Origin of the sequence: Halanaerobium sp. MA284_MarDTE_T2, from assembly GCF_003337245.1 — a bacterium.
In the GTDB taxonomy this organism is placed as follows: domain Bacteria; phylum Bacillota; class Halanaerobiia; order Halanaerobiales; family Halanaerobiaceae; genus QPJE01.
In genome coordinates this window covers 78,747-105,018 of sequence record NZ_QPJE01000004.1, presented here as the reverse complement: position 1 = coordinate 105,018, position 26,272 = coordinate 78,747, and the positions used below count along the sequence as shown (strand labels likewise).

Annotated in this window: 23 protein-coding genes, 1 pseudogene and 1 CRISPR repeat array (1 of these 25 running past the window's edge); of the genes and pseudogenes, 2 read left to right on the top strand and 22 right to left on the bottom strand. The window is 35.2% G+C overall.

Annotated elements, in window-relative coordinates:
- Positions 1-101 precede the first annotated feature (101 nt).
- The 22 genes and pseudogenes from DFR78_RS03280 to phnD all read right to left on the bottom strand — a co-directional run bounded on the left by DFR78_RS03280 (position 102) and on the right by phnD (position 21,828).
- Entirely contained in the window at positions 102-1,004 is a 903-nt protein-coding gene (locus DFR78_RS03280; protein WP_114457414.1) for a nucleoside hydrolase, read from the bottom strand.
- A 216-nt stretch (positions 1,005-1,220) separates the two neighbouring features.
- On the bottom strand, positions 1,221-2,516 hold the full coding sequence (locus DFR78_RS03275; protein ID WP_114457413.1) for an amidohydrolase: 1,296 nt from the start codon (positions 2,514-2,516) through the stop codon (positions 1,221-1,223).
- A 6-nt stretch (positions 2,517-2,522) separates the two neighbouring features.
- On the bottom strand, positions 2,523-3,719 hold the full coding sequence (locus tag DFR78_RS03270; RefSeq protein ID WP_114457412.1) for a M20 family metallopeptidase: 1,197 nt from the start codon (positions 3,717-3,719) through the stop codon (positions 2,523-2,525).
- 99 nt (positions 3,720-3,818) lie between these two features.
- Complete coding sequence (locus tag DFR78_RS03265) at positions 3,819-5,357, bottom strand: AbgT family transporter (RefSeq protein WP_199505543.1); 1,539 nt, start codon at positions 5,355-5,357, stop codon at positions 3,819-3,821.
- A gap of 181 nt (positions 5,358-5,538) precedes the next feature.
- Positions 5,539-6,417 carry a zinc dependent phospholipase C family protein gene (locus DFR78_RS03260; RefSeq protein ID WP_114457411.1) on the bottom strand — a complete coding sequence of 293 codons (879 nt, stop codon included), beginning with the start codon at positions 6,415-6,417 and terminating at the stop codon, positions 5,539-5,541.
- 182 nt (positions 6,418-6,599) lie between these two features.
- Positions 6,600-7,867 (bottom strand): annotated as a pseudogene (locus DFR78_RS03255) (MFS transporter).
- A gap of 117 nt (positions 7,868-7,984) precedes the next feature.
- Positions 7,985-9,529, bottom strand: a complete 1,545-nt coding sequence (locus DFR78_RS03250; RefSeq protein WP_114457410.1) for a complex I subunit 5 family protein — start codon at positions 9,527-9,529, stop codon at positions 7,985-7,987.
- Between the two features lie 2 nt (positions 9,530-9,531).
- Positions 9,532-11,067, bottom strand: coding sequence for a complex I subunit 5 family protein (locus DFR78_RS03245; RefSeq protein ID WP_114457409.1), 1,536 nt, complete (start codon positions 11,065-11,067; stop codon positions 9,532-9,534).
- Positions 11,068-11,403 carry a sodium:proton antiporter gene (locus DFR78_RS03240; RefSeq protein WP_114457408.1) on the bottom strand — a complete coding sequence of 112 codons (336 nt, stop codon included), beginning with the start codon at positions 11,401-11,403 and terminating at the stop codon, positions 11,068-11,070.
- Position 11,404: 1 nt separating this feature from the next.
- The gene (mbhE, locus tag DFR78_RS03235) at positions 11,405-12,124 is read right to left on the bottom strand and encodes a hydrogen gas-evolving membrane-bound hydrogenase subunit E (protein ID WP_114457407.1); all 720 of its coding nucleotides are present in this window, start codon (positions 12,122-12,124) and stop codon (positions 11,405-11,407) included.
- A 33-nt stretch (positions 12,125-12,157) separates the two neighbouring features.
- Positions 12,158-12,397 (bottom strand): hydrogenase subunit MbhD domain-containing protein, encoded by a 240-nt coding sequence (locus DFR78_RS03230; protein ID WP_114457406.1) that lies wholly within the window; start codon positions 12,395-12,397, stop codon positions 12,158-12,160.
- Between the two features lie 2 nt (positions 12,398-12,399).
- A complete protein-coding gene (mnhG, locus tag DFR78_RS03225; RefSeq protein ID WP_114457405.1) occupies positions 12,400-12,738 on the bottom strand; it encodes a monovalent cation/H(+) antiporter subunit G in 339 nt (112 codons plus the stop codon).
- Entirely contained in the window at positions 12,738-12,995 is a 258-nt protein-coding gene (locus tag DFR78_RS03220) for a monovalent cation/H+ antiporter complex subunit F (protein ID WP_114457404.1), read from the bottom strand. The genes mnhG and DFR78_RS03220 overlap by 1 nt, the downstream gene beginning before the upstream one ends.
- Positions 12,992-13,498 (bottom strand): Na+/H+ antiporter subunit E, encoded by a 507-nt coding sequence (locus DFR78_RS03215; RefSeq protein ID WP_114457403.1) that lies wholly within the window; start codon positions 13,496-13,498, stop codon positions 12,992-12,994. Before DFR78_RS03215 ends, DFR78_RS03220 begins: the two co-directional genes overlap by 4 nt.
- 81 nt (positions 13,499-13,579) lie before the next feature.
- Positions 13,580-14,746, bottom strand: coding sequence for an iron-containing alcohol dehydrogenase (locus DFR78_RS03210; protein WP_114457402.1), 1,167 nt, complete (start codon positions 14,744-14,746; stop codon positions 13,580-13,582).
- 153 nt (positions 14,747-14,899) lie between these two features.
- A complete protein-coding gene (locus DFR78_RS03205) occupies positions 14,900-15,892 on the bottom strand; it encodes a glycerophosphodiester phosphodiesterase family protein (RefSeq protein WP_233486960.1) in 993 nt (330 codons plus the stop codon).
- Positions 15,885-17,783, bottom strand: coding sequence for an LTA synthase family protein (locus tag DFR78_RS03200; RefSeq protein WP_114457401.1), 1,899 nt, complete (start codon positions 17,781-17,783; stop codon positions 15,885-15,887). Before DFR78_RS03200 ends, DFR78_RS03205 begins: the two co-directional genes overlap by 8 nt.
- A 141-nt stretch (positions 17,784-17,924) precedes the next feature.
- The gene (locus tag DFR78_RS11900; protein WP_158531702.1) at positions 17,925-18,077 is read right to left on the bottom strand and encodes a hypothetical protein; all 153 of its coding nucleotides are present in this window, start codon (positions 18,075-18,077) and stop codon (positions 17,925-17,927) included.
- Between the two features lie 210 nt (positions 18,078-18,287).
- Positions 18,288-19,088, bottom strand: a complete 801-nt coding sequence (phnE, locus tag DFR78_RS03195) for a phosphonate ABC transporter, permease protein PhnE (RefSeq protein WP_114457400.1) — start codon at positions 19,086-19,088, stop codon at positions 18,288-18,290.
- 28 nt (positions 19,089-19,116) lie between these two features.
- Positions 19,117-19,920 (bottom strand): phosphonate ABC transporter, permease protein PhnE, encoded by an 804-nt coding sequence (gene phnE, locus DFR78_RS03190; protein ID WP_369834902.1) that lies wholly within the window; start codon positions 19,918-19,920, stop codon positions 19,117-19,119.
- A complete protein-coding gene (phnC, locus tag DFR78_RS03185; protein WP_114457464.1) occupies positions 19,871-20,719 on the bottom strand; it encodes a phosphonate ABC transporter ATP-binding protein in 849 nt (282 codons plus the stop codon). The genes phnE (DFR78_RS03190) and phnC overlap by 50 nt, the downstream gene beginning before the upstream one ends.
- A gap of 152 nt (positions 20,720-20,871) precedes the next feature.
- On the bottom strand, positions 20,872-21,828 hold the full coding sequence (phnD, locus tag DFR78_RS03180; protein WP_114457398.1) for a phosphate/phosphite/phosphonate ABC transporter substrate-binding protein: 957 nt from the start codon (positions 21,826-21,828) through the stop codon (positions 20,872-20,874).
- A 527-nt stretch (positions 21,829-22,355) separates the two neighbouring features.
- On the opposite strand from phnD, the gene DFR78_RS03175 reads away from it, so the two are divergent.
- Both DFR78_RS03175 and DFR78_RS03170 read left to right on the top strand, forming a co-directional pair.
- On the top strand, positions 22,356-23,507 hold the full coding sequence (locus DFR78_RS03175; RefSeq protein ID WP_114457397.1) for a Mu transposase C-terminal domain-containing protein: 1,152 nt from the start codon (positions 22,356-22,358) through the stop codon (positions 23,505-23,507).
- Between the two features lie 13 nt (positions 23,508-23,520).
- Entirely contained in the window at positions 23,521-23,835 is a 315-nt protein-coding gene (locus DFR78_RS03170; protein ID WP_114457396.1) for a hypothetical protein, read from the top strand.
- 162 nt (positions 23,836-23,997) lie between these two features.
- Positions 23,998-26,272: a CRISPR direct-repeat array (repeat unit 37 nt; unit sequence CTTTCAGTCTCCTAGTAAGCGGAGAGGTAAATGTTAG); it runs 4,328 nt beyond the window's last position.

Sequence of the window (26,272 nt, the reverse complement as noted above, 5' to 3'; positions counted from 1 at the left end):
TTTATTAGTTTTTTCACCCCCATGATTTTTTTATTTTATTTTTAAGTATAACAGAAATTGAAATTAACGTAAAGAAAAAAGAGCCGGAATCCCGACTCTTTTTAATAACCCTCTGGAACAATTTCTATATTATCCCAGGCTGCAAAAATAATATCTTTAAATCTTTTTGTATCAATTATTGTTGACGGAAGGTTTATAACCGCAGCATCTGCAAGCTTACCATCTGTTTTTTCTGTTTTGATCCTGCCATTTTTAAGATCTTCCGCTGTAGAGACCAACTTACACTTATTATACAAAAACAGTTCTGGGGCTATCATATAAACTGCAGGTACAACATCCCACATATAAAATCCAGACAGACCAATTATTTCTGACGAATACTGGTACCAGTCTGAAATTTTATCTTTTATATATGCACGCACAGGCTTATTCTGTGAACGACCAACTCGGTGCCATGATTTTTCCCCAAATCTTGCCGCCAGACAGAGATTACCGGTCATCAGTGCAACCGGTACATCTGCTTGCAAAACTTTTTCGGCTGCCTCAGGGTCACAGGACAGGTTTAATTCGGGAATTATCTCACTGCTAATATTGAGAGGATCTGTTGTACCACCCATAACAATAATTTCTTTTACATTTTTAAAAAAATTGCTGTCTTTTTTCCAGGCAGTATACAAATTTGTAAGTGCGCCTGCTGCAATAATTGTTATTTCTCCTTTGTTTTCAGCTGCTTTTTCAGCCATAAAATCAGCTGCTTCTGTATCAAAATCTCCTGGTCCTTCTGCTCCCTTCAAATGCGGAATTCTGCCTTTTAAAGAAAAATCCTGAAGCATTTTTTCAGTGACTTCAAAAGTTCTGTTTAGAGAACTATTGCCAAAAACACTGCTGATACCCATCAGATCTATGTCCTTTCTGCCGAGGAGAAAAAGAAAAGCCAGTCCGTCATCAACTTCTTTCTTTTTTAGTCCCAGTGTGTTATCACAATCAAATATAACCTTTTTCATTTTATCCTCCTCTTAGATCTATTTATTTCCGTGTATATTTAATATTCTTTTAAATTTCCGCATTTATTAATAATGTTCAACAGAAAACAAAAAATCCCTTCATCATATATATCAAAATATATTTCAAATTAGTTTACCTTTAATTTATTATACTTATTTTTTATCTATTATTAAGTGGCAAATCTGCCTGCAAAATGTATAATAAGGAGATATATTTTAAGTTAGTTCCAGAATTAAAGCTGAAAGAAGTTTAACTCCGTTAATCAAGTCCTGTTCACCAATATCAAATTTCCTGGTGTGGTGCCCTCCCTTAAGATCTGTACCAAGAGCAATATAGCAGCCTTTCCCACCTCTCTGTTCAACCCTTTTAAGGAAATAAGTGAAATCCTCACTCCCTCCCAGATTCATTTTCTCATTATGTACTTTTTCGAAGACTTTTATATTTAAGGCTGCATTTTTAACTGCTTTTATTAATTCCTCATCACTTTCTCCACTTTCCGCACCACCCATTGCTTTAACTTCAATTTGAAGATCATACATATGCGCCGATGATTCTAAAATCCTTATCGCATTATCATAAATATAATTATTCAGTTCAGAACTTGCTCCCCTGCTTTCTATAACAAGATGAGCATCAGATGCTATAACATTTCTCCCTGATCCTGCTTTCATTTTGCCAACATTAATTCTTGTTACTCCTTTACTACTGCGGGAAATGGCATGAAGGTTCAAAGCTGCATTTGCTGCAGCAAGTAAAGCATTTTTTCCTTCTTCCGGTTTTGCCCCTGCATGAGCCGGTCTTCCAGAAAAAAATGCATCAAATTTCGAAGTAGCAAGAAATCCTTCACTGCCAGGGTAAAGTTCTCCCCCCGAATCAGCTTCAAGTCCAAGATGCAGACCAAAAATAAAATCTACATCATCAACAATACCAGATTCAGCCATTGATTTTGCTCCTCTAACACCTTCTTCTGCAGGCTGAAATATAAGTTTTATCTTGCCGGAAAATTTTTCTCTATTGTTCATCAAAACTTCAGCCAGTCCAAGTCCAATAGAAGTGTGGCCGTCATGTCCACAGGCATGCATGGCATTTTCGTTTACAGAAGCAAAACCTTCTTTAAAAGGTAAGTGGTCTTCATTAGTACTCTCTGTTATATCTACAGCATCCATGTCAAATCGAAATGCTGTTACCGGGCCAGCACCATTATCCAGTTCAGCAACAACACCTGTAAAACCACCCTTCATAGCCTGAACATATTCTTCTTCTGCTCCCTGTTTGATAGCTCTCTGATAGTGTTTTTCCAAATCTTCTTCGCCAGGCAGCCCCATTCTGCTCTTCTCGCCAAAAACTTCTCTTCCATATTTAATATCATAACCGAGTTTATCTAAATAGGCAGCAGCACGGGATGCAGTTCTAAATTCAGTCCATCCTGTTTCAGCATATTTATGAAAATCACGCCTGTATTTTATGATTTTCTTTTCCAGTTCTTCCCACTTAGCCTGATTATCATACATAAGATATCATCTCCAATTTAATGCAATTCTGCTCAGCACTCTAACACCATAAGAAAGTGCTTTTTCGTTAAAATTATATTTAGGACTGTGAGGTGGAAATATTTCTTTATCTTCCTCCGAATAGCCAAGCCACATATATACTGAAGGAATTTCTTTTGTGAAATATGCAAAATCTTCTCCACCTGGAGCCGGTCTATCTATATCCACAAAAGCATCTTCCCCAAGAATATCTCTGGCAGAACGGGCGGCCAGATTCACCATTTTTTCATCATTTACTGTAGGTGGATAGCCTCTGCTGTAATCAACCTCAGCTGATGCTCCCATTGCTTCAGCAGTTTTTTCGCAAATTTGTTTAATTCTTTTTTCTACCTTATCTCTGACCTCTTCGTTAAATGTCCGCACAGTTCCTTCTAAGTTGACTCTTCCCGGAATTGTATTATAACGTGTACCACCAATAAATTTACCAATTGTAACCACAGCCTGTTCAAAAGGATCTACATTTCTGCTGACAATTGTCTGGAGATTATTAACGATCTGTGCAGCAGCCACAACTGGGTCAATACCCAGATTGGGAAGTGATGCATGGGCACCTTTTCCGGTTACTTCAACTGTTATGGGATCTGAAGCTGCCATCATTGGCCCTGTTTTTGCTCCGATTTCTCCCAGCTTCAGTGCAGGCCAGAGGTGAATTCCAACAGCAGCAGAAACATCCGGATCTTTGAGCACACCTTCCTGAATCATATATTTAGCTCCTCCACCGTGTGGTGCATCTTCTTCGGCTGGCTGAAAGATCAGTTTAATATTCCCATTTATCTCCTCTTTGAAATCCACCAGAATTTTTGCCAAGGCCAGCCCCACTGCAGTATGACCATCATGACCACAGGCATGCATAACACCTTCATTTTTAGAAGCAAAATCCAGCCCTGTTTCTTCATCCATCTCAAGTGCATCCATGTCAAATCTAAAAGCAAGTGTCCTCCCTTTTTTCTTTCCTCTGATAAGACCTGTTAAACCTGTATTATAAAATCCAGTTTTAACTTCAACACCAAGATCTTTTAGTATATCTTCTACCTTTTTAGAAGTTCTGAACTCACTGCGGCTTGGCTCTGGGTGCCGGTGTATATCTCTTCTTATTTCAATCATCCAATTTTCCAAAGAGTTTACTTTTTCTACAATCATCTCATTAAGTTCTTTAGCAGACAAAAAATCTACCTCCTTTTTTTGAAAAAATAAAGACAGTTAAAATTCACCTTGATTACTTAAAACAGGCAGGGAAATAAATCCCTGCCTTTATACTAATAATTAAAGAAAAATACCTGCTCCTGGACCAATAGGTAGATCTGCGAAATACCAGATGGCCAGCAGTATAATCCAGACAACCCCAAATGCTATAGTATATGGCATAATATAGGATATCACTGTACCAATTCCACTATCTTCATCATATCTTTTCATAAATCCAAGCACTATCGGGAAATATGGAAACAGTGGTGTTATTGCATTTGTGGTAGAATCTCCAATTCTGTAAGCAAGCTGAGCAAATGCCGGTGAATGATCGAGCATCATAAACATCGGCACAAAAACCGGTGACAGCAGGGCCCATTTTGCAGAACCACTGCCGATAAATAAGTTAATAAACATACTAACTGCTATTACTCCTACCACCATCGGGAATCCAGTAAAGTTGAAGATTTCAAGCAGATCTGCCATTTTTACGGCAAGGATCATACCAAGATTTGTCCAGTTAAAGTAACTTACAAACTGAGCAATAATAAAAACAAGCACTATATATCCTGCCATGTCTTTTATGGCTTCTCCCATCAACCTGGGTACATCTGCTTCCGATTTTATTGTTCCAACTGTTTTACCATAAGCAATACCGATTGCTATAAACCAGAATAAAATAAATGGTACTATTCCGCTGAGAAAGGTGGACGGGATTAAACTTCCACCAGGCCCTCTAAGGGGAGATCCCTGTGGTATTATAGCTGCAACAACTAAAGCCCAGTACAAAACTGTTACAATTCCAGCATTTTTAAGTCCTTTACTCTGCTGATCTGAAACACTTAAATCTCCATCATCTTCAATCTCCTGTTCTGCAACATATTCTCCCGCCTGAGGTTCAACAAACTTCTGTGTGACCCATGCACCTACAACTGTAAGTACAAAGGTAGAAACAACCATAAAATAATAGTTAACAGCAGGAGAAATTGTTATCCCTGCCTGCATGGACTGAGCGGCTTCTTCGGTAATACCTGCCAGCAGTGCATCTGTACCTGCAATAAGGAGATTGGCGGTAAAACCAGCACTAGCAGCCGCATATCCTGCAGCTATACCAACAAGAGGATTTCTTTTAGTTCCATAAAATATAGCACCCGCAAGTGGAGGAACAATAATAACAGCTGCATCAGAGGCTATATTCCCACAGATACCAATAAGAAATATAGCACCCAGAAGCAGTTTTTCTGGAGCACCTAACATGAACTTTTTCATAAATGCTGACATAAGTCCGGCTTTTTCAGCAAGACCTATACCAAGCATCATCCCTAAAACCAGACCCAGTGGCCTAAATCCGGTAAAATTGCTGATCAAATTTAGTATCATATATTCTATTCCTTCACCACTCAGCAAATTTCTGGCGCTGACATTAGATCCATCTGTTGGATGTGTGACTTGTATTCCTGCTATTCCTGTGACAAAAGATACTAAAACCATCAGAACAGTTAAAATAACAAATAGTGTAAATGGGTGAGGTAATTTATTTCCTATTCTCTCAACAAAACTTAAAAATCTATAAAACATAGACTCTTTCTCATTACTCATTTCTCTCTCGTCTATCAATGTTAAAAACACCTCCAAAAATTTTTTCTTTCTTACTTATCACCCTGCTTTTTAGCACAATTTTAGTATTCACCCCTCTCTGCATATAAAATTGTCGCCTGAACCATTCTATAACAGCAGTCGACTCATATTAATTTTTTATTCAAGATATGTTCTAAAAATCCTTTATTATACTTATTTTTTATATTTTTCTTCCCAAGAAATTAATTGCTGGAAGTTTTTCCTGCAAAATTTCAAATTCTACTCCTGAGTTCAGATATTGATAAAATAAATTTAGCAGTTCGGTTCCCTGTCTGATACCTGCTTCAAAAAGCTGATAAAAGACTCTGTAATCTTCTTCATCTAATATTTCATTATTTGACTTTTCACTGTAGCTGTAGAGAGAAAGATCTTCTTTTACAAAAAGATTAAGCAGTTTAAAAATTATATACTTAAATTTAAAAGGGCTGTAAAATATATTATGGAATTTCTTGAAATCAAGATATGATTTCTGCAGAAAATCAATTTTGTCACTATAATTAAAAACAGTGCTGAGCAGATAGCTGTATAATTCTTCTATTTGAATTGGAAGCCTATCACCAAGATCAATATAATCGGTCGGCTTTAAAAAATCAGCTCCTGTATCCCATTCTTTTTTTACAAGATAAATATCAAGGCTCATCTCTATTCTTTTATGTCTGTCACCTTCCCCATCATGGGCATAGACAAAAGGATGTACCTTCATATCAAGTGAATAGTGCAGCAGAAACCCTGCTGTATATGCCAGCAGTTTCTTTGAGGTTTTCTCTCCTATTTGTTCATTATTATAAATATTTTTGCAGTAATCAATTAGTTTTTTCAGCATTACTTTTGTTTTCTGCTGGTGCATTACTTCTGCTGCTTTTAAACCACTACTTTCTTCTTCCCATGGTAAAAAATTATTAAAAAAAAGAAAATCAGGACCCTGACAGCCGAAATTATACCAGCTCATTTCACTGTACAATATATTTCTAAAATTATCATTTTCAAGCTCTTTAATTACTTTTTGTCCTGAAATCATGTGTGTCCAGAAATCTGGCATAGCAAACTTCCTTTCTTTAATACGTATTTCAAAAAGTGTATTTCAAATTTCAATATAAAAATTTATTTAACTTTTTATATATTTTTTATCTAAAACAGCCAAAAAAATCCATCTGAATCTGTAATTTGGGTGGAGAGGTTCACGTCATTTCATCATTTCAACTGATTATTTGCAGGTTTAAATTACTGTCTGGCCTCACTTCTCCCTTTTTCTACATCTACAGCTGACAGCATAATCATACCCAGTATAAAAAATAGGGCAACAGCAAGTATTCCATTTCTGCCTGAACCAGTCAGCTGTGATACAGCAGCAAAAACAGTTGGCCCTAAAACTGCTGCAAACTTGCTGGATACTCCAAAAAATCCAAAAAATTCAGCCGATTTATCCCTGGGAATCATACTCCCATAAAGAGACCTGCTCAATGCCTGTGCTCCTCCCTGTACCAGACCAACTAAAGCAGCAAGAATCCAGAAATCCAGTGCTGTGCTGAGAAAAAAGCCGTATACTGTACAAAAATATAAATCGTCAGTGCAGCAAATATACCTTTTTTGGCTCCAAAATGCTGGCCCATTCTTCCAAAAAGAAGTGCAAATGGTATTCCGATAAACTGTGTCAGCAGTAAAGCACCTATCAGATCAGACTGCCCAATTCCTATTTCCCGTCCATAGATAGCTGCCATTCTGATTATTGTTCCAATACCATCATTATACAGCCAAAATGCAAGCAGAAATTTCCACAGTTCTCTGTATTTTTTTATATTTCTAAAGGTATTTTTTAATCTTTTAAAACTTATTATACCCTGTTCTTGAAAAGAAATTTTCTTAACTATATTTCTGGATGAGGGGAGATTTACAAAGGCTGGTATAGAAAAAAGCAGCCACCAGACAGCAACTGTTACAAAAGAAATTCTTACAGCTTTAATTGAATCAGAAATACAAAATAGCTGTGGTCTGGAAATCATGAGGAGATTAATTGCCAACAGAATACCCCCACCTAGATAACCGGCCGCATAACCAAGAGATGAGATACAGTCTATATTCTCATCTGAAGCAATATCTGTTAAAAATCCGTCGTAAAATACATTTCCTCCAGCAAAACCGATATTGGCAGTTATAAATAAAAGGGAGGCTGCAATATAATTTCCCCTCTCAACAAAAAACAATACTGCAGTAGCAGATGTACCTAAAAATACAAAAAATTTGAGGAAACTTTTTTTGGAATCACTGTAATCTGCCGCAGCTCCAAGCACTGGAGATAGAACAGCTATTATTATCATGGCAGCTGTTTGAGTATATCCCCAGTATGATGTCGCAATATGTGGTGCCAGATGAGCTGCAGCAACATCTTTATAAAAAATCGGCAGTACTGCTGCCAGAACTGTGGCTGCAAAAGCAGAATTTGCCCAGTCATAAATCACCCAGGAATAAACACTCTTTTTATTGTTCAGCATAATTATCGGCTCAATTCTTTTCTTTATATATTCTATTTTATTTTACCATCAGAAAACTATTAAAAACCAATTTTGATATATTTTGTAATCAACAAAATGTCTGGATTTATCTAAAACTCAATTAAAAAATGAATATATCTGATTCCAGAGCAGTAATACTGTCAAAAATATCGGTATCCAGAGAATCTGTATAGAAAAATCCTGGTAGATAAAATTATATAATTTTCTTGCTCCATTAAATATAGCATTATAGAAAAATATTTCAAATATTTTTTCAGTGTCAAATTTAATACTCTTTTTCCCTATTTTATAAACAAAATTTAAAAATGACTGAAGATATTTTTCCAGTGAAAGATCTTCTCTAACCTCAAATACAAATCCTGACTTTCTCTTTAAAACAAAAATTACAACAGCCAGATAAATAATTGTATCTCTGATTCCTGACAGTATATGAAAATCTTTATCTGCCAGCTGTGGTATAAGACTGCCGGGTATTTCTGGAAATAATCCAACTACAATTAAAGCAATTCCACCTATCAGAAGTGCTGCAAGATCAGTTTTATAGATTGGATAACTGCTGATATCTTTCAACAGACTTTCAGAAGAATATTCTCCATTGTTTTTATTAAAAAATATCCAGTAAACCGTTCGACCTGCATAGAAAAATGTCAGCAGTCCTAAAAGAAAGAAAATAATATAATTTAAAAATCCTGAACTATGAGCAGATTTAATAAGATATTTACTGTTATATCCTGCCGTAAATATTACTCCACTGAGTGATGAAAAACCAAGTATAGTGACAATACCACTAACAGGCCGCCTCAGCACTGCATCTTTAAAATCATAAAAAACTCTGCTTCCAAACTCTTTCTGCCAGATACCACTTGCAATAAAAAGTGATGTTTTAGCAAATCCATGTGCAATAATATGGAGAACCGCACCCAGGAATCCATACTTACCACCAATTCCAACAGCAAGTGCTATAAATCCAAGCTGGCTGACAGTACTGTAGGCCAGCATAACTTTTAAATCACTGGATCTAAATGCCTTCCAACCTGCATAAACTATCATTGTAAAACCCAAAAAGAAAAGTATCGGGTTACCGGTTTCTATGGGGATGATTTTTAAAAGAAAAATATAGCCCAGTTTTACTACCCAGCCTGATAGAATGGCACTTACCGGTGCTGGTGCTTCAGAATGAATTGGAGGCAGCCAGAAGTGAAAACCAAATAAACCGCTTTTCATTCCTACCCCCATAATCAGCAGAAACTGAAGCCAGAAAGAATCGATTACACCAATTTTAGCATACCCAGCAGCATTTGCAGTCAGGACCGCAAAAAGCAGTATACTGCTGCCGGCAAATTGTATAACAAAATACTGCTTGACCAGCTTCCAGCTGCTCCAGGCCAGCAGGAAGGTTGTGGTAAGAGTTACAAGTTCCCATCCAAACAGAAAGAAAAACCAGTTATCTGTAAGTATTACAGTTAAAAAGCTTAATATATATACAGCTGTTATAATATAATACCACATTTTTTTTGTTTTAATATAGTGCCAGGCTGCCAGGGCAGTCATTAAAGTTAAAATAACTCCGGTTCCTGCCAGCAGGGGAAAATAACTTTCCCATATTATACTATTTAAAAATTGATCAATTAATAAAATCACAGCTAACCTCCCAAATTAATAAGGTCTATATATCTCTGTGGGTTTGTCAGTTCTGCAGCAGCCATTTTTATGGGCATATCAAATAATTTAAATCCGATACCAAAGAAGATAACCAGAAAAGTAAATATATATACTACCGATGTTACGATTTTTTCTCTGTAAAAAACTGATAACAGAGGTCTGCTGAATATCTCTCTTTTAAGATCATCTTCTGTCAGCTTTATTTCTTCATATGCTTTAGAAATATACCGCAAATAGTAAACTACAGCTGTTAAACTTCCGAAAATAACTATAAAAGCACCGAAAAAATGTCTTGCCTTTAAAAATGCCATTAGAACATACCATTTACTAACAAAACCAATCAGTGGAGGCATACCTATCATGCTAAGTGACAATATAATAAAAGAAATAAATAATAAGCGGTTCCGATATCCAACTCCCTTAAAATCATCAATATTATGGGAAATTGTATACTGAAGCAGATAGCCACTTGCAGTAAATAGACCGGACTTCATAAGCATATGACTAATTATGTGGAGCAAACCTCCATAAAATCCTGCTTCTGTATTAAGCATAACAACTGCCAGTATCATGCCAATATGTCCAATACTGGAAAATGCAAGCATCCTTTTTAGATCATCTGCCTGCAGAGCAAATATATGCCCTAAAATGCTTGATACTAAAGCAAGGTCCAGAATAAAGGGTGCAATATGTATATCTACAAGAAAGTTAAAGTTAATCATTGTCCAGAAAATACGAATAAATATGTACAGATATACTTTCAGCAAAATACCTGACAGCACAGCACTTATAGATGCTGGACAGGCACTATGTGCTTTTGGCAGCCAGTAATGAAAGGGAAAAATTCCCAGTTTAATTAACATACCAAGCATAAAAACAGCTGTAATGGTAATCTTCATTGTACTGTCTATTAAGTCAAAATCTCGTGCTATTTCAGCCATATTTAAAGTACCAAGACTGAAATAGATTAAGATAACCCCAATAAAAAAGAACACTCCTCCTGTTATTCCATAGAACAGATATTTAATTGAAGCTTCGGTAGATTCCTGCGATCTTTTAAAAGCAACAAGAGGGGCAGTAGATATTGTCATTATCTCTATAAATACATAAAGATTAAATATATCTCCCGTTAGAAGTGCACCTTCTATTGAAGCAATAACTAAAAAAAAGAGAACATAATATTTGCCTTCATGATGACCAATAAAACCAATTGAAAATATTACAATCATAAAAAGGGCCAGGGTCACTATAAGAGAAAATAATAAGCTCAAACTGTCCATAGCAAGATTAATACCAAAAGGCGGACTCCAACCGCCCAGATTATATTTTAGAAAAAAATTTCCTGCTTTAAGTGAACTATAATTTTTAATAAAAATTGAAAGAATTATATATATTTCTGTTATTGAGCTGAAAAAAATAAGTATTCTTCTCAATCTTGTACTTATAAGGTCAATAAGAGGAATCAAAAATGCAGTGGCCAGGGGTACTACAATTAATAATAATATTTCTATATCCATTTAATCATTCAACCCCTTTAAATTATTTCTATCAATTGTATCGGTAAATTTATTTAATTCTATAATAAGTGTCAAAAGAAGTGCTGAAGTACTGGCACCAATAACTATACCTGTTAAAGTTAAAGCCTGTGGTACTGGATCATTAAAATTTTCTCCCACACGCCCCAGATGATAGATTGGAACATCTTTTCCTACATCGGCAAAAGCAATAACCCATAAGAATACAGCTGCTTCCATGATATTAAGTCCAATTACCATTTTAATTAAATTTGTTTTTATTATTACTGCATAAAGCCCTAACATAAATAAAAATGCAAATATAAAATTATTCAGCATATTAGAGCTCCTCTCTAAATGTTTTTTGAATCATACTGTAAAATATTATTGCCAAACCTGCACCTACTTTTAAACCAATTCCAATGTTTATAATAGGTATACTGCCGGCGCTTATCAGTGTCCCAGCTTTTCCTCCCAAAAAATTGAGATTATCCAGAAAAAATCCCTCAAAAAATATGCCCAGCACACCAATACTTATAAACATTAGTGCTCCTGTTGTTTCCATGGTAGTTTTCATCTGTGGACTATATCTTTTATAATCAAACGCACTACCATATACTATACTAAAAATAATTGAAATAGCAGCCAGAATTACACCACCCTGAAATCCTCCCCCAGGTGACAGATGGCCGTGAGTAATAACATATATGCTAAAAAGTGCAATAAAAGGTGTCATAATCCCCAGAGTTCTTTTTACAATAAATGATAGCCCATGCGAAGATACCGGCAGCATTTTACGGGATAAAATTAGAACAATTCCACTAACTGCCCCAAAAATAACAGTACTTTCTCCCAATGAATCAAATGCTCTATAATCATATAAAATAGCAGTTACCAGATTAAGTGAACCTGTGTCCTGCAGACCAAAAGAAATAAAATATCTTGAAATACCTCTCGGTATATCCTTATATAAAGACATTACCTTTAGATTGAAAAACACAGCAGCTCCAGAAACAGCTAAAATAGTAATTACTGCTATATGTGTCAGTTTTTTCTTCATAAAGCCTCCTTCATAATATGACATAAATTGTTTTCAGGATTTCCCTTTCCTTATCTGACTTATGGCACTCATAAAAATTGCAGTATTTAAGCCAGCACCTATTACAGCTTCAGCAAGTGCGACATCTGCAGCTCTGTAAATAAGATATATAGCTGTTAATATAATAGAAAAAATTGAAAGAAAAATTATAGAAATAAGTTCTTTTTCAAAGATAACAGCCATTGTTGCCGACATAACCAGAAAAAAAAGCAGCATACATTCTAAAATGATCATTTTTAATCTCTCCCAAGGTAACTGAAATATTCATCGATTTTATACTCATTTGGCAGTGCAATTTCTCTGCTGTAAGAGGCCCTTGCAATAGCATGAGTTGCCATAGGATTGGAAAAGAGAAAAAAAGCTCCAATTAACAGCACCTTCATGCTTAAGAAAAACTCCCAGACATATATGGCGGTTCCTAAAGTGACCAGTACAGCACTTATTGTAAGTACAACAGCTCCAGCGTGGATTCTTGTATATACATCAGGAAATCTGAGCAGTCCCAGCACTGTAATAACTGCAAAGATAGCTCCTGTTGACATTAAAAAATAAGCAATAATTATATTTATTTTCATTATTTATACAGCTCCCCGTGCTCAAAATATTTCGCATAAATCAGAACATCTATAAACAGCAGTACCGCATATGCAAGTACTATATCGATTAAAAGATAAAGATCATATTCTAATGCTATTAAAAGCATAACTATCGATAAAAATATTCCAATTGTATCAGCACCAATCAATCGGTCTGTAATTGTTGGTCCTTTTATTACACGATATGAAACTATAATTGAAAGTATTGTGAAAAAAATAGCAAACCCTATTATCATTCAAAAATCACCTCCAGCCATCTTTCAAAACGAGCAATTATTTTCTTTTTCAATTCGGCTTCTTCAACCGTTTTTACGTCTATCCAGTGGATGTAATAGACCTGTTCTGATTTATCATAATCGAGAGTTAGTGTTCCCGGAGTTAGAGTAATAAGGTTAGCAAGCAGAGTTAATGCCGTTATATCTTCCAGCTCTGTCTTTACTTTAACAATCCCGGGATTAAAGGAAGGGGTTTTTTCTAAAACATGGTACGAAACTTTTAATGAAGCCATTAGTGCTTCATAGAAAAACACAGGAATAAACATTAGTATAAGAAAAAATTTGCGAACATAAGAATACCAGGGCCGCCTTTTTTCTGGGGCTCTAAACAATAGATCACTAAAAAATATTGTTATCAAAAATGAAGCAGCCATACCAACTATTAGGACTTCAAAAGAGATGCGGCCAGAAAAAATTATCCAGACAATCAGCAGAAAAAAGAATGAAAATATTCTCTGCAGCATTTACCCACCTCCAGTTTATTTTCGAACTTTTATTATACTGCCCTGTCATTTTTAGACAGGACAGTAATTATCTTTATAAAATTACTCCTGAGCTATTCTGTATATCTTTAATACATCTGTTTTGTTTAATTTGAGGAAACTGCCGACAGATCCATTTTCGGTACATTTTTCTGCCATTTCTTCCAGTCTGTCCCCAGGAATATCCAATTCGTTAAGTGTTGTCGGCATACCAATAGAGTGAAAATATTCTTTTGTTTTTCTGATGCCTTCTTTCGCTGTCCAGTTTAAATCACTGAAATCTGGATCGACATCCCAAACACGTACAGCAAACTGAGCAAATCTTTCTACATCATGTTTGTATACATATTCCATCCAGGCTGGAAATATAACTGCTAACCCAGCACCATGTGCTACATCATATATTCCACTCAGTTCATGTTCTATTTGATGTGAGGCCCAGTCTTCTTCTCTTCCGGTTCCGAGCAGTCCATTATGAGCTATAGTGCTGGCCCACATTATCTCAGCTCTGGCAGGGTAATTATCATTTTCTTTCAATGCTTTTGGAACATTACTTATCACTGCTTTTAGTGATCCCTCACAGAGCCTATCTGTAAAGTCTACATCTGGTGTGTTGGTAAAATATCTTTCCATAATATGTGCCATTATATCTACTGCACCGGCAGCTGTCTGATAATCAGGCAGGGTATATGTTAATTCCGGATTCATAATTGCAAATTTTGGCCTTATTTTATCTGAATGGATACTTCTTTTGTACATACCGTCCATATTTGTTATTACAGATGCATCGCTAGATTCACTTCCAGCAGCAGGAATGGTGAGTACAACCCCTAGAGGAAGTGCCTGCTTAATTTTTAGCTGGCCCTGATACAGATCCCACACATCTCCATCATAATAGCGGCCAACTGCTATCGCTTTGGCTGAATCAATAACACTTCCACCACCAACAGCCAGAATAAAATCTACATTTTCTTTTTCTACCAGTTTTATACCCTCTCTTACAAGGTCAACTCTGGGATTGGACTTTACTCCACCCAATTCTACATATTCTATACCTGCTTTTTCTAAAGAATTAACAACTTTATCATAGGTACCATATTTTTTAATACTGCCTCCACCATAATGAAGCAGAACTTTTTTTCCATATTTTGAAGTATATTCTCCCACTTCCTGTTCTGTATTCTTTCCAAAAACTATTTTAGTTGTATTTTGAAAAACAAAATTATCCATTTACCCTTCCTCCTCACAAATATTTTATTAAACTACTCAACAATAACACTTTACTGTATTTTATCACATTTTTTTGCTGTGTTTTATTAAATATTTTACCAAATAAAAAGTTTTCTATTTTTTTTATCGGTTTTACACAAAATCCCATTTAAATTACTGTTTTTCGATTAAATCTCCTGTCAATTCTTCTGTTATTTTTTCCAGTCTATTAAAAAATGAGGTTATCAATTCAGGTCTATCTGTTATATATCCATCTGCTTTAACTCTAGAAAGAATTTTTAGCTGCCAGGACTTGTTAATTACATATGAGTAAACAAACAGACCCCTGCGGTGAGCTGAAGAAATATGCCAGGGCCAGCTGACAAACCCTTTAACTGCCAGACCATGTGCAAATTCATCTGCTTTTTCAGTCCAATTTTTCCAGCTGCCAATACTGACCATATTATCATTTAGAAGTAAAATTCTTATTAAATCTGAACTTAAATCTCTAATCTTTTTTAAACTTTCTTCAGAAAAAGAGAATATAAGTAAATTCGGTATATTATTTTTTAATTGTTTTTCAAGCCAGCCGGTTTTTTCGAGCAAATTAACAGTCTGTTTTTCGATATCGGGATATTTTTCAGGGTATTTAAATTCTATACATAGACCAGTTTTTGTACTTTTATTTTTCATCATTTTTATTAAATCTTCCAGCTTCATAATTTTAAGATTTTTATACTCAGGGCTTGCTTTTTTTGGATAAGCATTATTAAACCAAGATCCAAAATCCAATTTTTTGAGCTCTTTTAAAGTAAATTCATCTATATTTTTATCAGCCTTTTTGGGGAAAATTTCTTCTACATTGGACAGCCTTTTTAAATTCTCATCATGAAAAATAATAAGCTCTCCATCTTTTGTCCTCTGCACATCCACCTCAATATAATCAGCTCCAATTTTTAAGGCTTTTTTAAATGCGGGTACAGTTGATTCAGGAGCTTCATTTGAAGCACCTCGGTGGGCAATTATAGCTGGATAATTTAAATTATAATTATTAAGTATTTCCTTACCAAGTCTAGATGGTTTAATAAATGAATATATTCCATACACAGAGATAAGTATAATAATTATCAGCAGTGTTAAAAGAAAATACTTAGTAATATTATTCACCTCCAGGAATTACTGTTTCTGTTGTCAAAAATATTTTCCGCATAAATTCAATGATCTCAGCAATATTTTCGGTCTGTTCTTCTTTAAGCTGCACTGAATTTTCCCTTCCCTCAAGATAACCAATCTTTAAAAATTCATTCTGCTTTTTTACAAATAACTGTTCTTTATACAAAACTTGAGGATTTTCATGTAAAAAAAGCAGCGGTTTTTCCTGTTCCAGCAGCAGTGAAGAACCTACAAACTGCTGGGGCAAAGTATCCCACCCCATTATATCAAGTACTGTGGGAGCAATATCTGTTGTTGTACCATATTTGGATGACAGTTCAGCCCCAATATCATCATGTATTATAAAAAGAGGGATGTGATAGGGAGCTTTAATGTTTCTAATTGTTTCTAAATCTATCCCAGAATAATATTCTGATGTGTCAATTTCTGATTCATGATCAGCATAAATTACAACCACTGTGTTTTCCATTAAATCATTTTTTTCTAATTTTTTAAAGAACATTTGTAGGGATTTATCAACAAAATTTACAGAACGAAAATAATCTCTAACAAAAATATTATCTATATCCGAAAACTTATCCCTTACCATTGCCTCAGGATAAAAATTAAAAGGTGTATGACTTGTTAATGTGATAAAATATGCAAAAAATGGTTTTTCAGCTTCTGCAAGATAATCTACAGACTGATCAAAAAAATCATAATCATTTATACCAAGTGTTTTGTCATCCCCATCCTGAAGTGAATTATTTTTATCAAAATCTTCTTCACTGTAAAAAACATCAAATCCTAAATCCGGGTAAGCTTCACTTCTATTAAAAAATGTTTTGACATTACCATGAAATGCCAGTGTGCTGTATCCCCTGTTTTTTAACATTTTAGGAAGAGATGAAAAATTTGCCATGTCGATTTCTTTAAAAACATAACTTTTATTTACAGGATAAAGAGAGGTTAAAACAGATAGATCAGCATCAAAACTTCCATTAACCTTTTGAGCATAAAAATTTTCAAAGTACATATTTTTTTCTTTTAGGCTGTTCAAGAATGGAGTTATTTCCTTTCCATTGTGAGTATAACCAATCATTTTTTCATCCAGTGATTCTACCTGTATAAAAATTATGTTGGAATTTTTATCTATTAGATCCACATCACTCAGCTGTTTCTGCTTTTTATAATAAGGGATATCAGAGGTGGGTTTTACTTTTTTTTGTTTTATTTTATCAATATTTAAAAATTTGGAGCTTTCAAAAAGATATAACGGCAGTATTCCATAAACATTTACAAATTCTGATGTTCCTTTTCTGTAAAGTCCAACCGGATTATTACCTCCTAAAATTATATTGGTTAAAAATATTTGAGAAAAAAGAAGCACCACCACCAAAAAACCACTAATCATCATACTGCTGAAATCCAGATTAATTTCACTAAAAATTTTATGGTTTTTAATAGTTTTTTCTATCGGTACAGCCATAAATAAAAGGACAAACAAAAGGATAATATCAAGTATAAAGAAAAGATCATAAATTTTAATTATCTGCTTTATTAGAACCTCTACCATAGAAAATGAACCTGTTCTTTCTCCAAAAACAATATCAAAAAAACTGAGATAATTACCAAAATAGCGATTATACCAGTAATTGGACATAAATAGAACTGTAAAGATAAAAGAGAAAAAGAATAATTTTAATCTGCCTTCTCTGCTGTGGATAAGAGGCAGTAAAAATTTTACAAAAAGCAGTGCAAACAGGATATTTCTGAGTACAATTCCTGTTATTGATGGTACATAAAAGATACGAAGCAGGAGGTAATTGTATTTTAAAAGAAATCCTGCAAATAATATTATGGCAAAGTATTTTTCTTTTTTACTTAATTTATCTATTTTTTTCATTAAGTAACCTCCTGTAGAAAGAAAATCCACTACCAGCACTTCTAATGTTGATAATGGATTTATTTAAGAATATCAGATATTATTCTAAATGAAAAGTAATTTTTTTACGCTAATCTAAATTTATTCGTTAATTTAAATTTATCAGATCAAGATAATCCACATCTTTTTCTTTATCATAATATTTCTCATAAAAATCATAAATTTCTCTTCCACTTTAAGTTTCTCTTTTTCAGGATCTTTTTTCTTTTTGTTTCTAAAGACTTTACTGACAGAACCAATAAGTCTTTTTTTCACTGATAAAACTGACTCTCATAAATACCATGTTTGCGGCAGATCTCAGAGATATTATCATTTTAAAGACCTTCAAGAACAATTTTCATCTTTTCTTCAGGTGAGCGTTTAGTATTTTTACTCATAATTATCTCCCTTTCTGGTTATTCTTCCTTCTCCAATTTCTGGCTGCCGGTCACCCATCCAAAAATTGGTTTTACAAACGATAGTGCACTAAATAAGAGTTTTTCTAATTTTAGCTGAAAATAATTCCGAAAATAATACTAATGATAAAATCATCATAAAAATTATAATTGCATCAGGCCATTTAAGCCCCAAAATTGCCTCATTTAACTGAAGCCCAATTCCACCAGCTCCTACTAAACCAACAACTGTTGATTCGCGAATATTAATATCCCATCTATATACAGCTGTCCCTACAAATGAAGGAAAAACCTGGGGCACAACAGAGTAAATTAAAGCGGAAAATTTAGAGGCTCCAGTAGCTTCAACTGCTTCTACCTGTTCTCTATCAATTTCTTCTATACTCTCATAAAGGAGTTTGGAGACAAATCCCACTGATCTTAAAGAAATTGCAATTATTCCGGCCAGCACTCCTGGTCCCAGAATAATCACTAAAATTATCGCCCAGATTAAAGAACTTACCGAGCGGGAAGTTACAATTATCAGAAGAGCCAGCTGTCTTAAAAGTGGATGGGGTGAAGTATTTTCTGCAGCCAAAAAAGCTACAAATAGGGAAAGTAATATAGCAGCCAATGTTCCTAATGTGGCAATAGTTATTGTATCCCAGATTGGTCTTAAAAGATCTATAAAATAAGGCCAGTTTGGAGGAAACATCCTCATTAGTAATTTTGAGCCCTGTTCAGCCCCATCATAAACAAAGGGCCAGATTGTTCGAGCTGAGATAATATTCCAGCAGTAAATAAAAAGCCAGATACCCGCTGCCCAGAACAAAATTTCTTTTAAAATTCTAAGTGTGCTTTTTAGCTGCCAGTTATAATCTTTTTTAGACATTTTAAAACTCCCTTCCATTTAATAACCACTATTTAATCTTTTTTCTAATAAAGGAAGAAAACAATTCTCCTAGAAGTACAATCGCAATCATCACAATCAAAATAGCGGAAGCAGAATCAAATTCGTAGCGATCAAAAGCGGCATTTAAAGTTGTACCAATTCCGCCAGCACCAACAACACCGATTACAGCCGAAGCTCTAAAGTTAATATCAAGTCTGTAAACCGATAGACCAATAAACCGGGGTAAAATTTGAGGCAATATAGCATAAGTCATTAGCTGCGGCCAGGAAGCTCCGGTGGCTTTAACCGCTTCCACCTGAGTCCAGTCAATATCCTCAATTTCTTCTGCCAGTAATTTTGACAGAAAGCCGATACTGCTGAAAGTTAAGGTTAAAACTCCTGCCATTGGACCAAAACCAATAACTACCACAAAAAAAATTGCAATAACTACTTCCTGAAAACTCCTTGAGATAACTATCACTGCTCGTGATAAGTAATAAATCGGCTTTGGAGATATATTCTCTGCTGCTCCAAAAGCAAAAGGAATTGAAATAATTATACCAAATACAGTTGCCACATAAGTCATCGTCAGACTTTCTAAAATCCCATCAACAATCGAATTCCAGCGGGAGATAAAATCCGGTCTTAAAAAATCAGCAAAGTATTTTTGGCTTCTGCTCAGACCAAGTATAATTCGCTGGGAATCAATTTTCAGAGAAATAAAAGTAAATATTATATAAGCCGCAGCAAGTAAATAAATTATTGCTCTTTTGTTTTTATTCTTAATTAGATGTGGACGCTGCCAGCTGTAATTTCCGCTGCTCTCTGTCAGCAAGGTCATTACCTCCTTCAGATGCCAAATTTTCTTGATCTTTATCCTTAAAGTTATTCCAGTCTTCTTCTCCGTAAATTGTAGTTAAGGTATCTTTATTTAAATCTGCTGGACTGCCGTCAAAAACAATCTTTCCTTTTTTCATTCCAATAATTCTACTTACATATTCTCTCGCCAAAAGTACATCATGAATATTTATTAAAGCAGCAAGCTCTCTTTCCCTGGCCATTTCAGTAATTAAACGCATAATCTGGCGAGCGGTTTTGGGATCAAGGCTGGCTGTTGGCTCATCAACTAAAAGTAAATCTGGATTCTGCATCAATGCTCTTGCAATTCCAACCCGCTGTCGCTGTCCACCTGACAGATGGTCTGATCTTTTATAAACATGATCTTTTAGGCCCAGCCTATCCAAAATCTGATAAGCCTGATTAATATCTTTTTGTGGGAACTTGCGCAGCCAGGCTCTCCAGAAAGATAAATACCCCAGTCTGCCTGAGAGAACATTTTCCATAACAGTTAATCTTTCAACCAGGGCATATTCCTGAAAAATCATACCCATTTTTCTTCTGGCATTTTTTAATTCTTTTTTATTAAGATGATTAATATCCTGATTCTGTAAAATTATTTCTCCTGCTGTTGACTCAACCAGACGGTTAATACAGCGAATTAAAGTAGATTTCCCCGCTCCTGATGGACCAATCACTGCTGCAATTTCTCCTTTTTTTAATTCCAGATTAATTCCCTGTAGAGCTAAATCTCCTCCTGGATATTCTTTATGCAAATTATTTATTTTAAGCAATTTTTTCACCTCTCTATATAGGTACCGGGTACCTGAATATTTTTTCCAGGTACCCGGTAACTGTTTTATTAAAAGCAAAAGCGGCTCTTTTAACCACCTCTGCCACCCCAGCAATAATACAAAAACTATGTCAATTTATATTCAGTTAATTTCTATTTATATTCCACTCCATTGGCTCTATCTATAGTCCTAATAACTTCCCAGTAAGTCTTATAATCAATTGGAATAAACTTATCATCTTCAAATTCTGCTGCTAAACTTGTTCCTGTCCAGTCAAAGGTAAAGAACGCTTTTTTAATTTTTTGAGCCAGACCAGGATGCAGGTTATTTACATAGGAGTAAGCAGTTGTCGGGAATGTCTGAGATTTATAAATTGTTTTGATTTCTGACATATCAATTGCTCCACTGGCATCCATTCTGTGCATTACAGAATTGGCAATGGCAGCAACTTCGTAGTCACCATTATAAACTCCCATAATTGAGTTATCATGACGGCCGCTAAATGTTGTCTGATAATCTTTACCAGCTTCATAACCCATTTCGGATTTTAAAATTGCAGATGGTGCTTTGAAACCAGAGTTAGATGTTTGAGATACAAAAGCAATTGTTTTACCTTCTAAATCTTCCAAAGTTTCAAGCTCACTATCTTTTTGAGTAATAATTTCCATCTCATAACCAAAACTTCCGTCTTCAGCTGCCATCATTGCAAAAGGAACAACTCCGGCAGTATTTACAGCAAAGGGGACACTACCAGTATTGATACCAGCAATATGAATTCTTCCTGCTCTTAAAGCTTCCAACTGAGCAGCATAGTTTTCAACTGCATAAAACATAACTTCTTTACCAGTCACCTCAGCTAAATAGTCCAAAAAATCTGACCAGGCATTCTTATAGACTGAAGGCTCTTCTACAGGTGTATACGAAAAAATAATTGTATCGGGATTGATCCATTCAGATTCAGCAGCAGGTATGTCGGCAACTAAATCTCCATCATAGTCAACAAATTCTTCTCCTAAATCACCAAAGTCCATCTCGGCTGCCATTACAAATCCACTAAAAAGAAAAATCGAAAGAATTAGTACGGTAAAAGCTTGTCCAATTTTTTTCATTAATTATTACCTCCGGGTTATTTTTATTTTCCTATTGCAATTAATATAATGACACATCAAAGTTACAGGATTATTTCCGAATTGTTAAAAAATTGCAACTAATTGTTAAGAAGATGTTAAGTATTTTGTGAATTATTTCTTTTGTCTTCTGTACCAGGTATTTTATGCAGCTGTTGATTTTCTTTTTCGATTGAGCCGTTTTCTTCTATCAATTGCTGACTGATGTTTTTTCTGAAGAAAAACCTCAATGGCAGTATAATGAAAATTTATTATCCTGACTGAAAAGATTTGATCAATAAATCAACTTAAATTATGTAAAGTAAATTTAAAGACTATACAGCTGTTACAACAGTTTAAGAATTTACTTTACATAATCATATACTTCACATAAAAAAGGGAAAGTTGAAAAATTCTGGCAGTATGTTCAGAGCTCTTTTCTAACAGAGATAAAAAACAACAAAGTCAGCAGTATTATTGAACTCAATGATTTATTTTCAGCCTGGTTAAAAACAGAATACAATGATAAAGTGCATTCATCTCTGGGCACTACTCCAGCTAAAAGGTGGGAAAGTTCTTTAAAATCAGGCCGCCGCCTTCGCTATTTTTCTCCAGTCCAGCTAGATCAGGCTTTTATGCATTTTGCAGAAAGAACTGTCAGCAAATATGGAGTTATCTCCTTTAATGGAAATCAGTATGCCATCGACGGCAGGCTGGTTAACAAAAAGATAGCAATCAGATACAACCCTTTCCATCTGGGTAATGTGCATGTTTACTATCAGGATAAATATTATGGTTTAGCCCGAGTTATTGATCTTAAAAAAGAAAAACATAAATCAGTGGCCGGCATTGAAGAAGATCCAGCAGTTGATTCTACCATCAGCAGAGAATATCTTAAAAATATCAAAAGCAATTATCAGGATTATCTTAAAGAACAGCTAAATACCCCACTGGAAGATAAAGTCCAGCTTCAGGCTGCAGGAGACCATCCTGAAGAAAAAACTGCTGCTGAAGTTAATACTACAGATCATATTGCTGCTGAGGAAAAAGTTCAAGCTTTAAAACGCCAGGAATTTGTTGAAATTATTTCTACTGCTTTAGAGATTAAAAATCTTTCCTATGCAGAAAAAGGAAAACTATATGAGCTGTGGCAGACATTTAAAGAATTTAATAGAGATTTATTGATTGATATTGTTGATGATATTAGGTTGCAGATTATTGATTTTTTCCATGAAGAAAATGCTCAGGGTAAGTTTAACTGTGTTATTATTGATGAGGCTCACAGTCTTTCTATTGAAATGTTTGATGAGCTGAGAAGTTTTTATGATGATGGAGCTAATTTTTCTTTAATTCTGGCAGGACTGCCTCAACTTTTAAACAGAAACCTTAACCTAAGTATGACAATCCCCATGAAACAAAGAGTTTCATTATTTCTTGAATGTGGTGGACTTTCTCTCAGTGAAACTAAAGATTATGTTAAATATCATTTTAACGCTGCCGGAATACAGAATGAAATTATTGATAAAAAATGCTATCCTGTGCTTCACAGTATGACTTCAGGAATTCCAAGAAAGATTAATCAGGCCTGTTATGTTGCTTTACTTGAGAGTTTCAAAAGCAAAAAATCTATTATTACAGACGATATTTTCAAAAAAGTTAATGAAAAAATCTCCTATACTTAGGGAGCTGTTTAATATGACTTTTAATTGTTATTATCAGAAACAGAAATGGCTGGGGAGGATAATTGAATTTAAAAATTATGGCAGTTATTTTGAGATTAGAGTCGAAAGCCTTTCTAGTATTACTGTTATTTTCGGAAAAACATCACTGGGCTTTTTTGCCTGTATGCCAGATTATGAAGCAGGATGTCATCTAATCGAACCTGAAAATGAAGCCTACAACAGAGAAAAACTTACTTCAGTTATGAATCCAATTGATGGAATTACAGTTGCCAGAGCATTATATGTTTTATTCAAAGACTTAGATAAAAAAATTGATAATGAACAATAATTAATTTCAGGGTATGAGAATACCCTGTTCTTTTAAATATTTACTGGTGAAAAGTATATCCTGCTTACTGAAATATTTCTTGTCTCATAACAGAAATGTTGAGATTATCAGCAGAGGCCCATCTTTCAGTCTCCTAGTAAATCTTTCAGTCTCCTAGTAAATCTTTCAGTCTCCTAGTAAGCGGAGAGGTAAATGTTAGAAAGTTTTCTATTCGCTCATTACTCTGCTGTATATATCTTTCAGTCTCCTAGTAAGCGGAGAGGTAAATGTTAGAAAAATTATATGAAGAAGATGTTGGTGAAGATATGACTTTCAGTCTCCTAGTAAGCGGAGAGGTAAATGTTAGCAATAAAAGCTAAAATAAACAATGAAGGTTATGAACTTTCAGTCTCCTAGTAAGCGGAGAGGTAAATGTTAGCAAATCTAAGTGGGGTAACCAAAATGACGATAAAGCTTTCAGTCTCCTAGTAAGCGGAGAGGTAAATGTTAGCAACTGGTTATTTTGTGCAAAAAGAAAGTTTAGCCAGAGACTTTCAGTCTCCTAGTAAGCGGAGAGGTAAATGTTAGATTAATTAATGGCAAGAGAAGCAATTAATGTACAGCCTTTCAGTCTCCTAGTAAGCGGAGAGGTAAATGTTAGGAAGTTATAGAGCACGGATTAGACAGCATACTTGCTCTTTCAGTCTCCTAGTAAGCGGAGAGGTAAATGTTAGATCTCCATATCCCACTCACTCTCGGCAACCTTGTTATCTTTCAGTCTCCTAGTAAGCGGAGAGGTAAATGTTAGGCAATGAGTTGGATAAGATGTTATTATAATATAGAGGCTTTCAGTCTCCTAGTAAGCGGAGAGGTAAATGTTAGATCACAGGCTGTTGAAGATGGAGGTAGCACAATAAGCCTTTCAGTCTCCTAGTAAGCGGAGAGGTAAATGTTAGATTCGACAAAAGAGCTGAAAGTGTTGCCTTGAGGTTTCCTTTCAGTCTCCTAGTAAGCGGAGAGGTAAATGTTAGCAATCATAAAAGTCTGGTCCGGGCTAGAAAAAAGAGCTTTCAGTCTCCTAGTAAGCGGAGAGGTAAATGTTAGAATTAGCACCGAGAGCTAGACAATTATTATTACTAGCCTTTCAGTCTCCTAGTAAGCGGAGAGGTAAATGTTAGACGCAACAACTGATACAACCCCAATGATACTAATGGCTTTCAGTCTCCTAGTAAGCGGAGAGGTAAATGTTAGGTAGATAGAGCAGACGATATGAGGACAGATGAGCAGGTACCTTTCAGTCTCCTAGTAAGCGGAGAGGTAAATGTTAGGGTTTTCTGAAAATGCAGGGAGGGATCTTGAAGGCACCTTTCAGTCTCCTAGTAAGCGGAGAGGTAAATGTTAGGACAGCTAAATATCAGGCTGATGATAGCAAGTCAGCCTTTCAGTCTCCTAGTAAGCGGAGAGGTAAATGTTAGAAATTCATCACCAGACTCTGTGTCGGAATTCTCCGACTTTCAGTCTCCTAGTAAGCGGAGAGGTAAATGTTAGGAAGATGAAGCTCTTGCTTCACTGCATACCAGTGTCTTTCAGTCTCCTAGTAAGCGGAGAGGTAAATGTTAGCTAAGGTAGATAAGCGGATGGCATCAATGTCAGAACTTTCAGTCTCCTAGTAAGCGGAGAGGTAAATGTTAGGTAAAGTAGAGAGTCAGCAAAATCTCTAGTATGAATAGCCTTTCAGTCTCCTAGTAAGCGGAGAGGTAAATGTTAGATGGAATTAACTAAACGTGCTGAATTAGTAGTTAGCTTTCAGTCTCCTAGTAAGCGGAGAGGTAAATGTTAGGAATATACAGGAGTGTGGTATCAGCGATATATATTCTTTCAGTCTCCTAGTAAGCGGAGAGGTAAATGTTAGTTACCAATGTTTATGATTGAAGGTGATTTTATTTTAGCTTTCAGTCTCCTAGTAAGCGGAGAGGTAAATGTTAGATTTATACTTTAAACACAATGATGAGCTAACAGAAGACTTTCAGTCTCCTAGTAAGCGGAGAGGTAAATGTTAGCTAAGGCTGATAGTTCACAGAAAAGTTTTATTAACTTTCAGTCTCCTAGTAAGCGGAGAGGTAAATGTTAGATAGCAAGTCAGTAGGTTTGCCACCGTTACCGGGCAGCTTTCAGTCTCCTAGTAAGCGGAGAGGTAAATGTTAGTCAGCAACATGTGTATTTATGATAAATACCAGTTTATCTTTCAGTCTCCTAGTAAGCGGAGAGGTAAATGTTAGACAATCAGCAGTTTATCTGTGATGAAAGAGCAGCTCTTTCAGTCTCCTAGTAAGCGGAGAGGTAAATGTTAGTTAATAACAACGGTGGCGGTAAAGTGCAGGTTAACTTCTTTCAGTCTCCTAGTAAGCGGAGAGGTAAATGTTAGAATGATTTCGCAAGCTGGACAGTAGCCCAAATG

Excerpts from the sequence above, each read along its gene's own strand:
- DFR78_RS03280 (WP_114457414.1), bottom strand. The coding sequence starts at position 1,004 with ATGAAAAAGGTTATATTTGATTGTGATAACACACTGGGACTAAAAAAG.
- DFR78_RS03275 (WP_114457413.1), bottom strand. The coding sequence starts at position 2,516 with ATGTATGATAATCAGGCTAAGTGGGAAGAACTGGAAAAGAAAATCATA.
- DFR78_RS03260 (WP_114457411.1), bottom strand. The coding sequence starts at position 6,417 with ATGCCAGATTTCTGGACACACATGATTTCAGGACAAAAAGTAATTAAA.
- DFR78_RS03245 (WP_114457409.1), bottom strand. The coding sequence starts at position 11,067 with ATGGATATAGAAATATTATTATTAATTGTAGTACCCCTGGCCACTGCA.
- DFR78_RS03240 (WP_114457408.1), bottom strand. The coding sequence starts at position 11,403 with ATGCTGAATAATTTTATATTTGCATTTTTATTTATGTTAGGGCTTTAT.
- mbhE (WP_114457407.1), bottom strand. The coding sequence starts at position 12,124 with ATGAAGAAAAAACTGACACATATAGCAGTAATTACTATTTTAGCTGTT.
- DFR78_RS03230 (WP_114457406.1), bottom strand. The coding sequence starts at position 12,397 with ATGATCATTTTAGAATGTATGCTGCTTTTTTTTCTGGTTATGTCGGCA.
- mnhG (WP_114457405.1), bottom strand. The coding sequence starts at position 12,738 with ATGAAAATAAATATAATTATTGCTTATTTTTTAATGTCAACAGGAGCT.
- DFR78_RS03220 (WP_114457404.1), bottom strand. The coding sequence starts at position 12,995 with ATGATAATAGGGTTTGCTATTTTTTTCACAATACTTTCAATTATAGTT.
- DFR78_RS03215 (WP_114457403.1), bottom strand. The coding sequence starts at position 13,498 with ATGCTGCAGAGAATATTTTCATTCTTTTTTCTGCTGATTGTCTGGATA.
- DFR78_RS03210 (WP_114457402.1), bottom strand. The coding sequence starts at position 14,746 with ATGGATAATTTTGTTTTTCAAAATACAACTAAAATAGTTTTTGGAAAG.
- DFR78_RS03200 (WP_114457401.1), bottom strand. The coding sequence starts at position 17,783 with ATGAAAAAAATAGATAAATTAAGTAAAAAAGAAAAATACTTTGCCATA.
- phnE (WP_114457400.1), bottom strand. The coding sequence starts at position 19,088 with ATGTCTAAAAAAGATTATAACTGGCAGCTAAAAAGCACACTTAGAATT.
- phnD (WP_114457398.1), bottom strand. The coding sequence starts at position 21,828 with ATGAAAAAAATTGGACAAGCTTTTACCGTACTAATTCTTTCGATTTTT.
- DFR78_RS03170 (WP_114457396.1), top strand. The coding sequence starts at position 23,521 with ATGACTTTTAATTGTTATTATCAGAAACAGAAATGGCTGGGGAGGATA.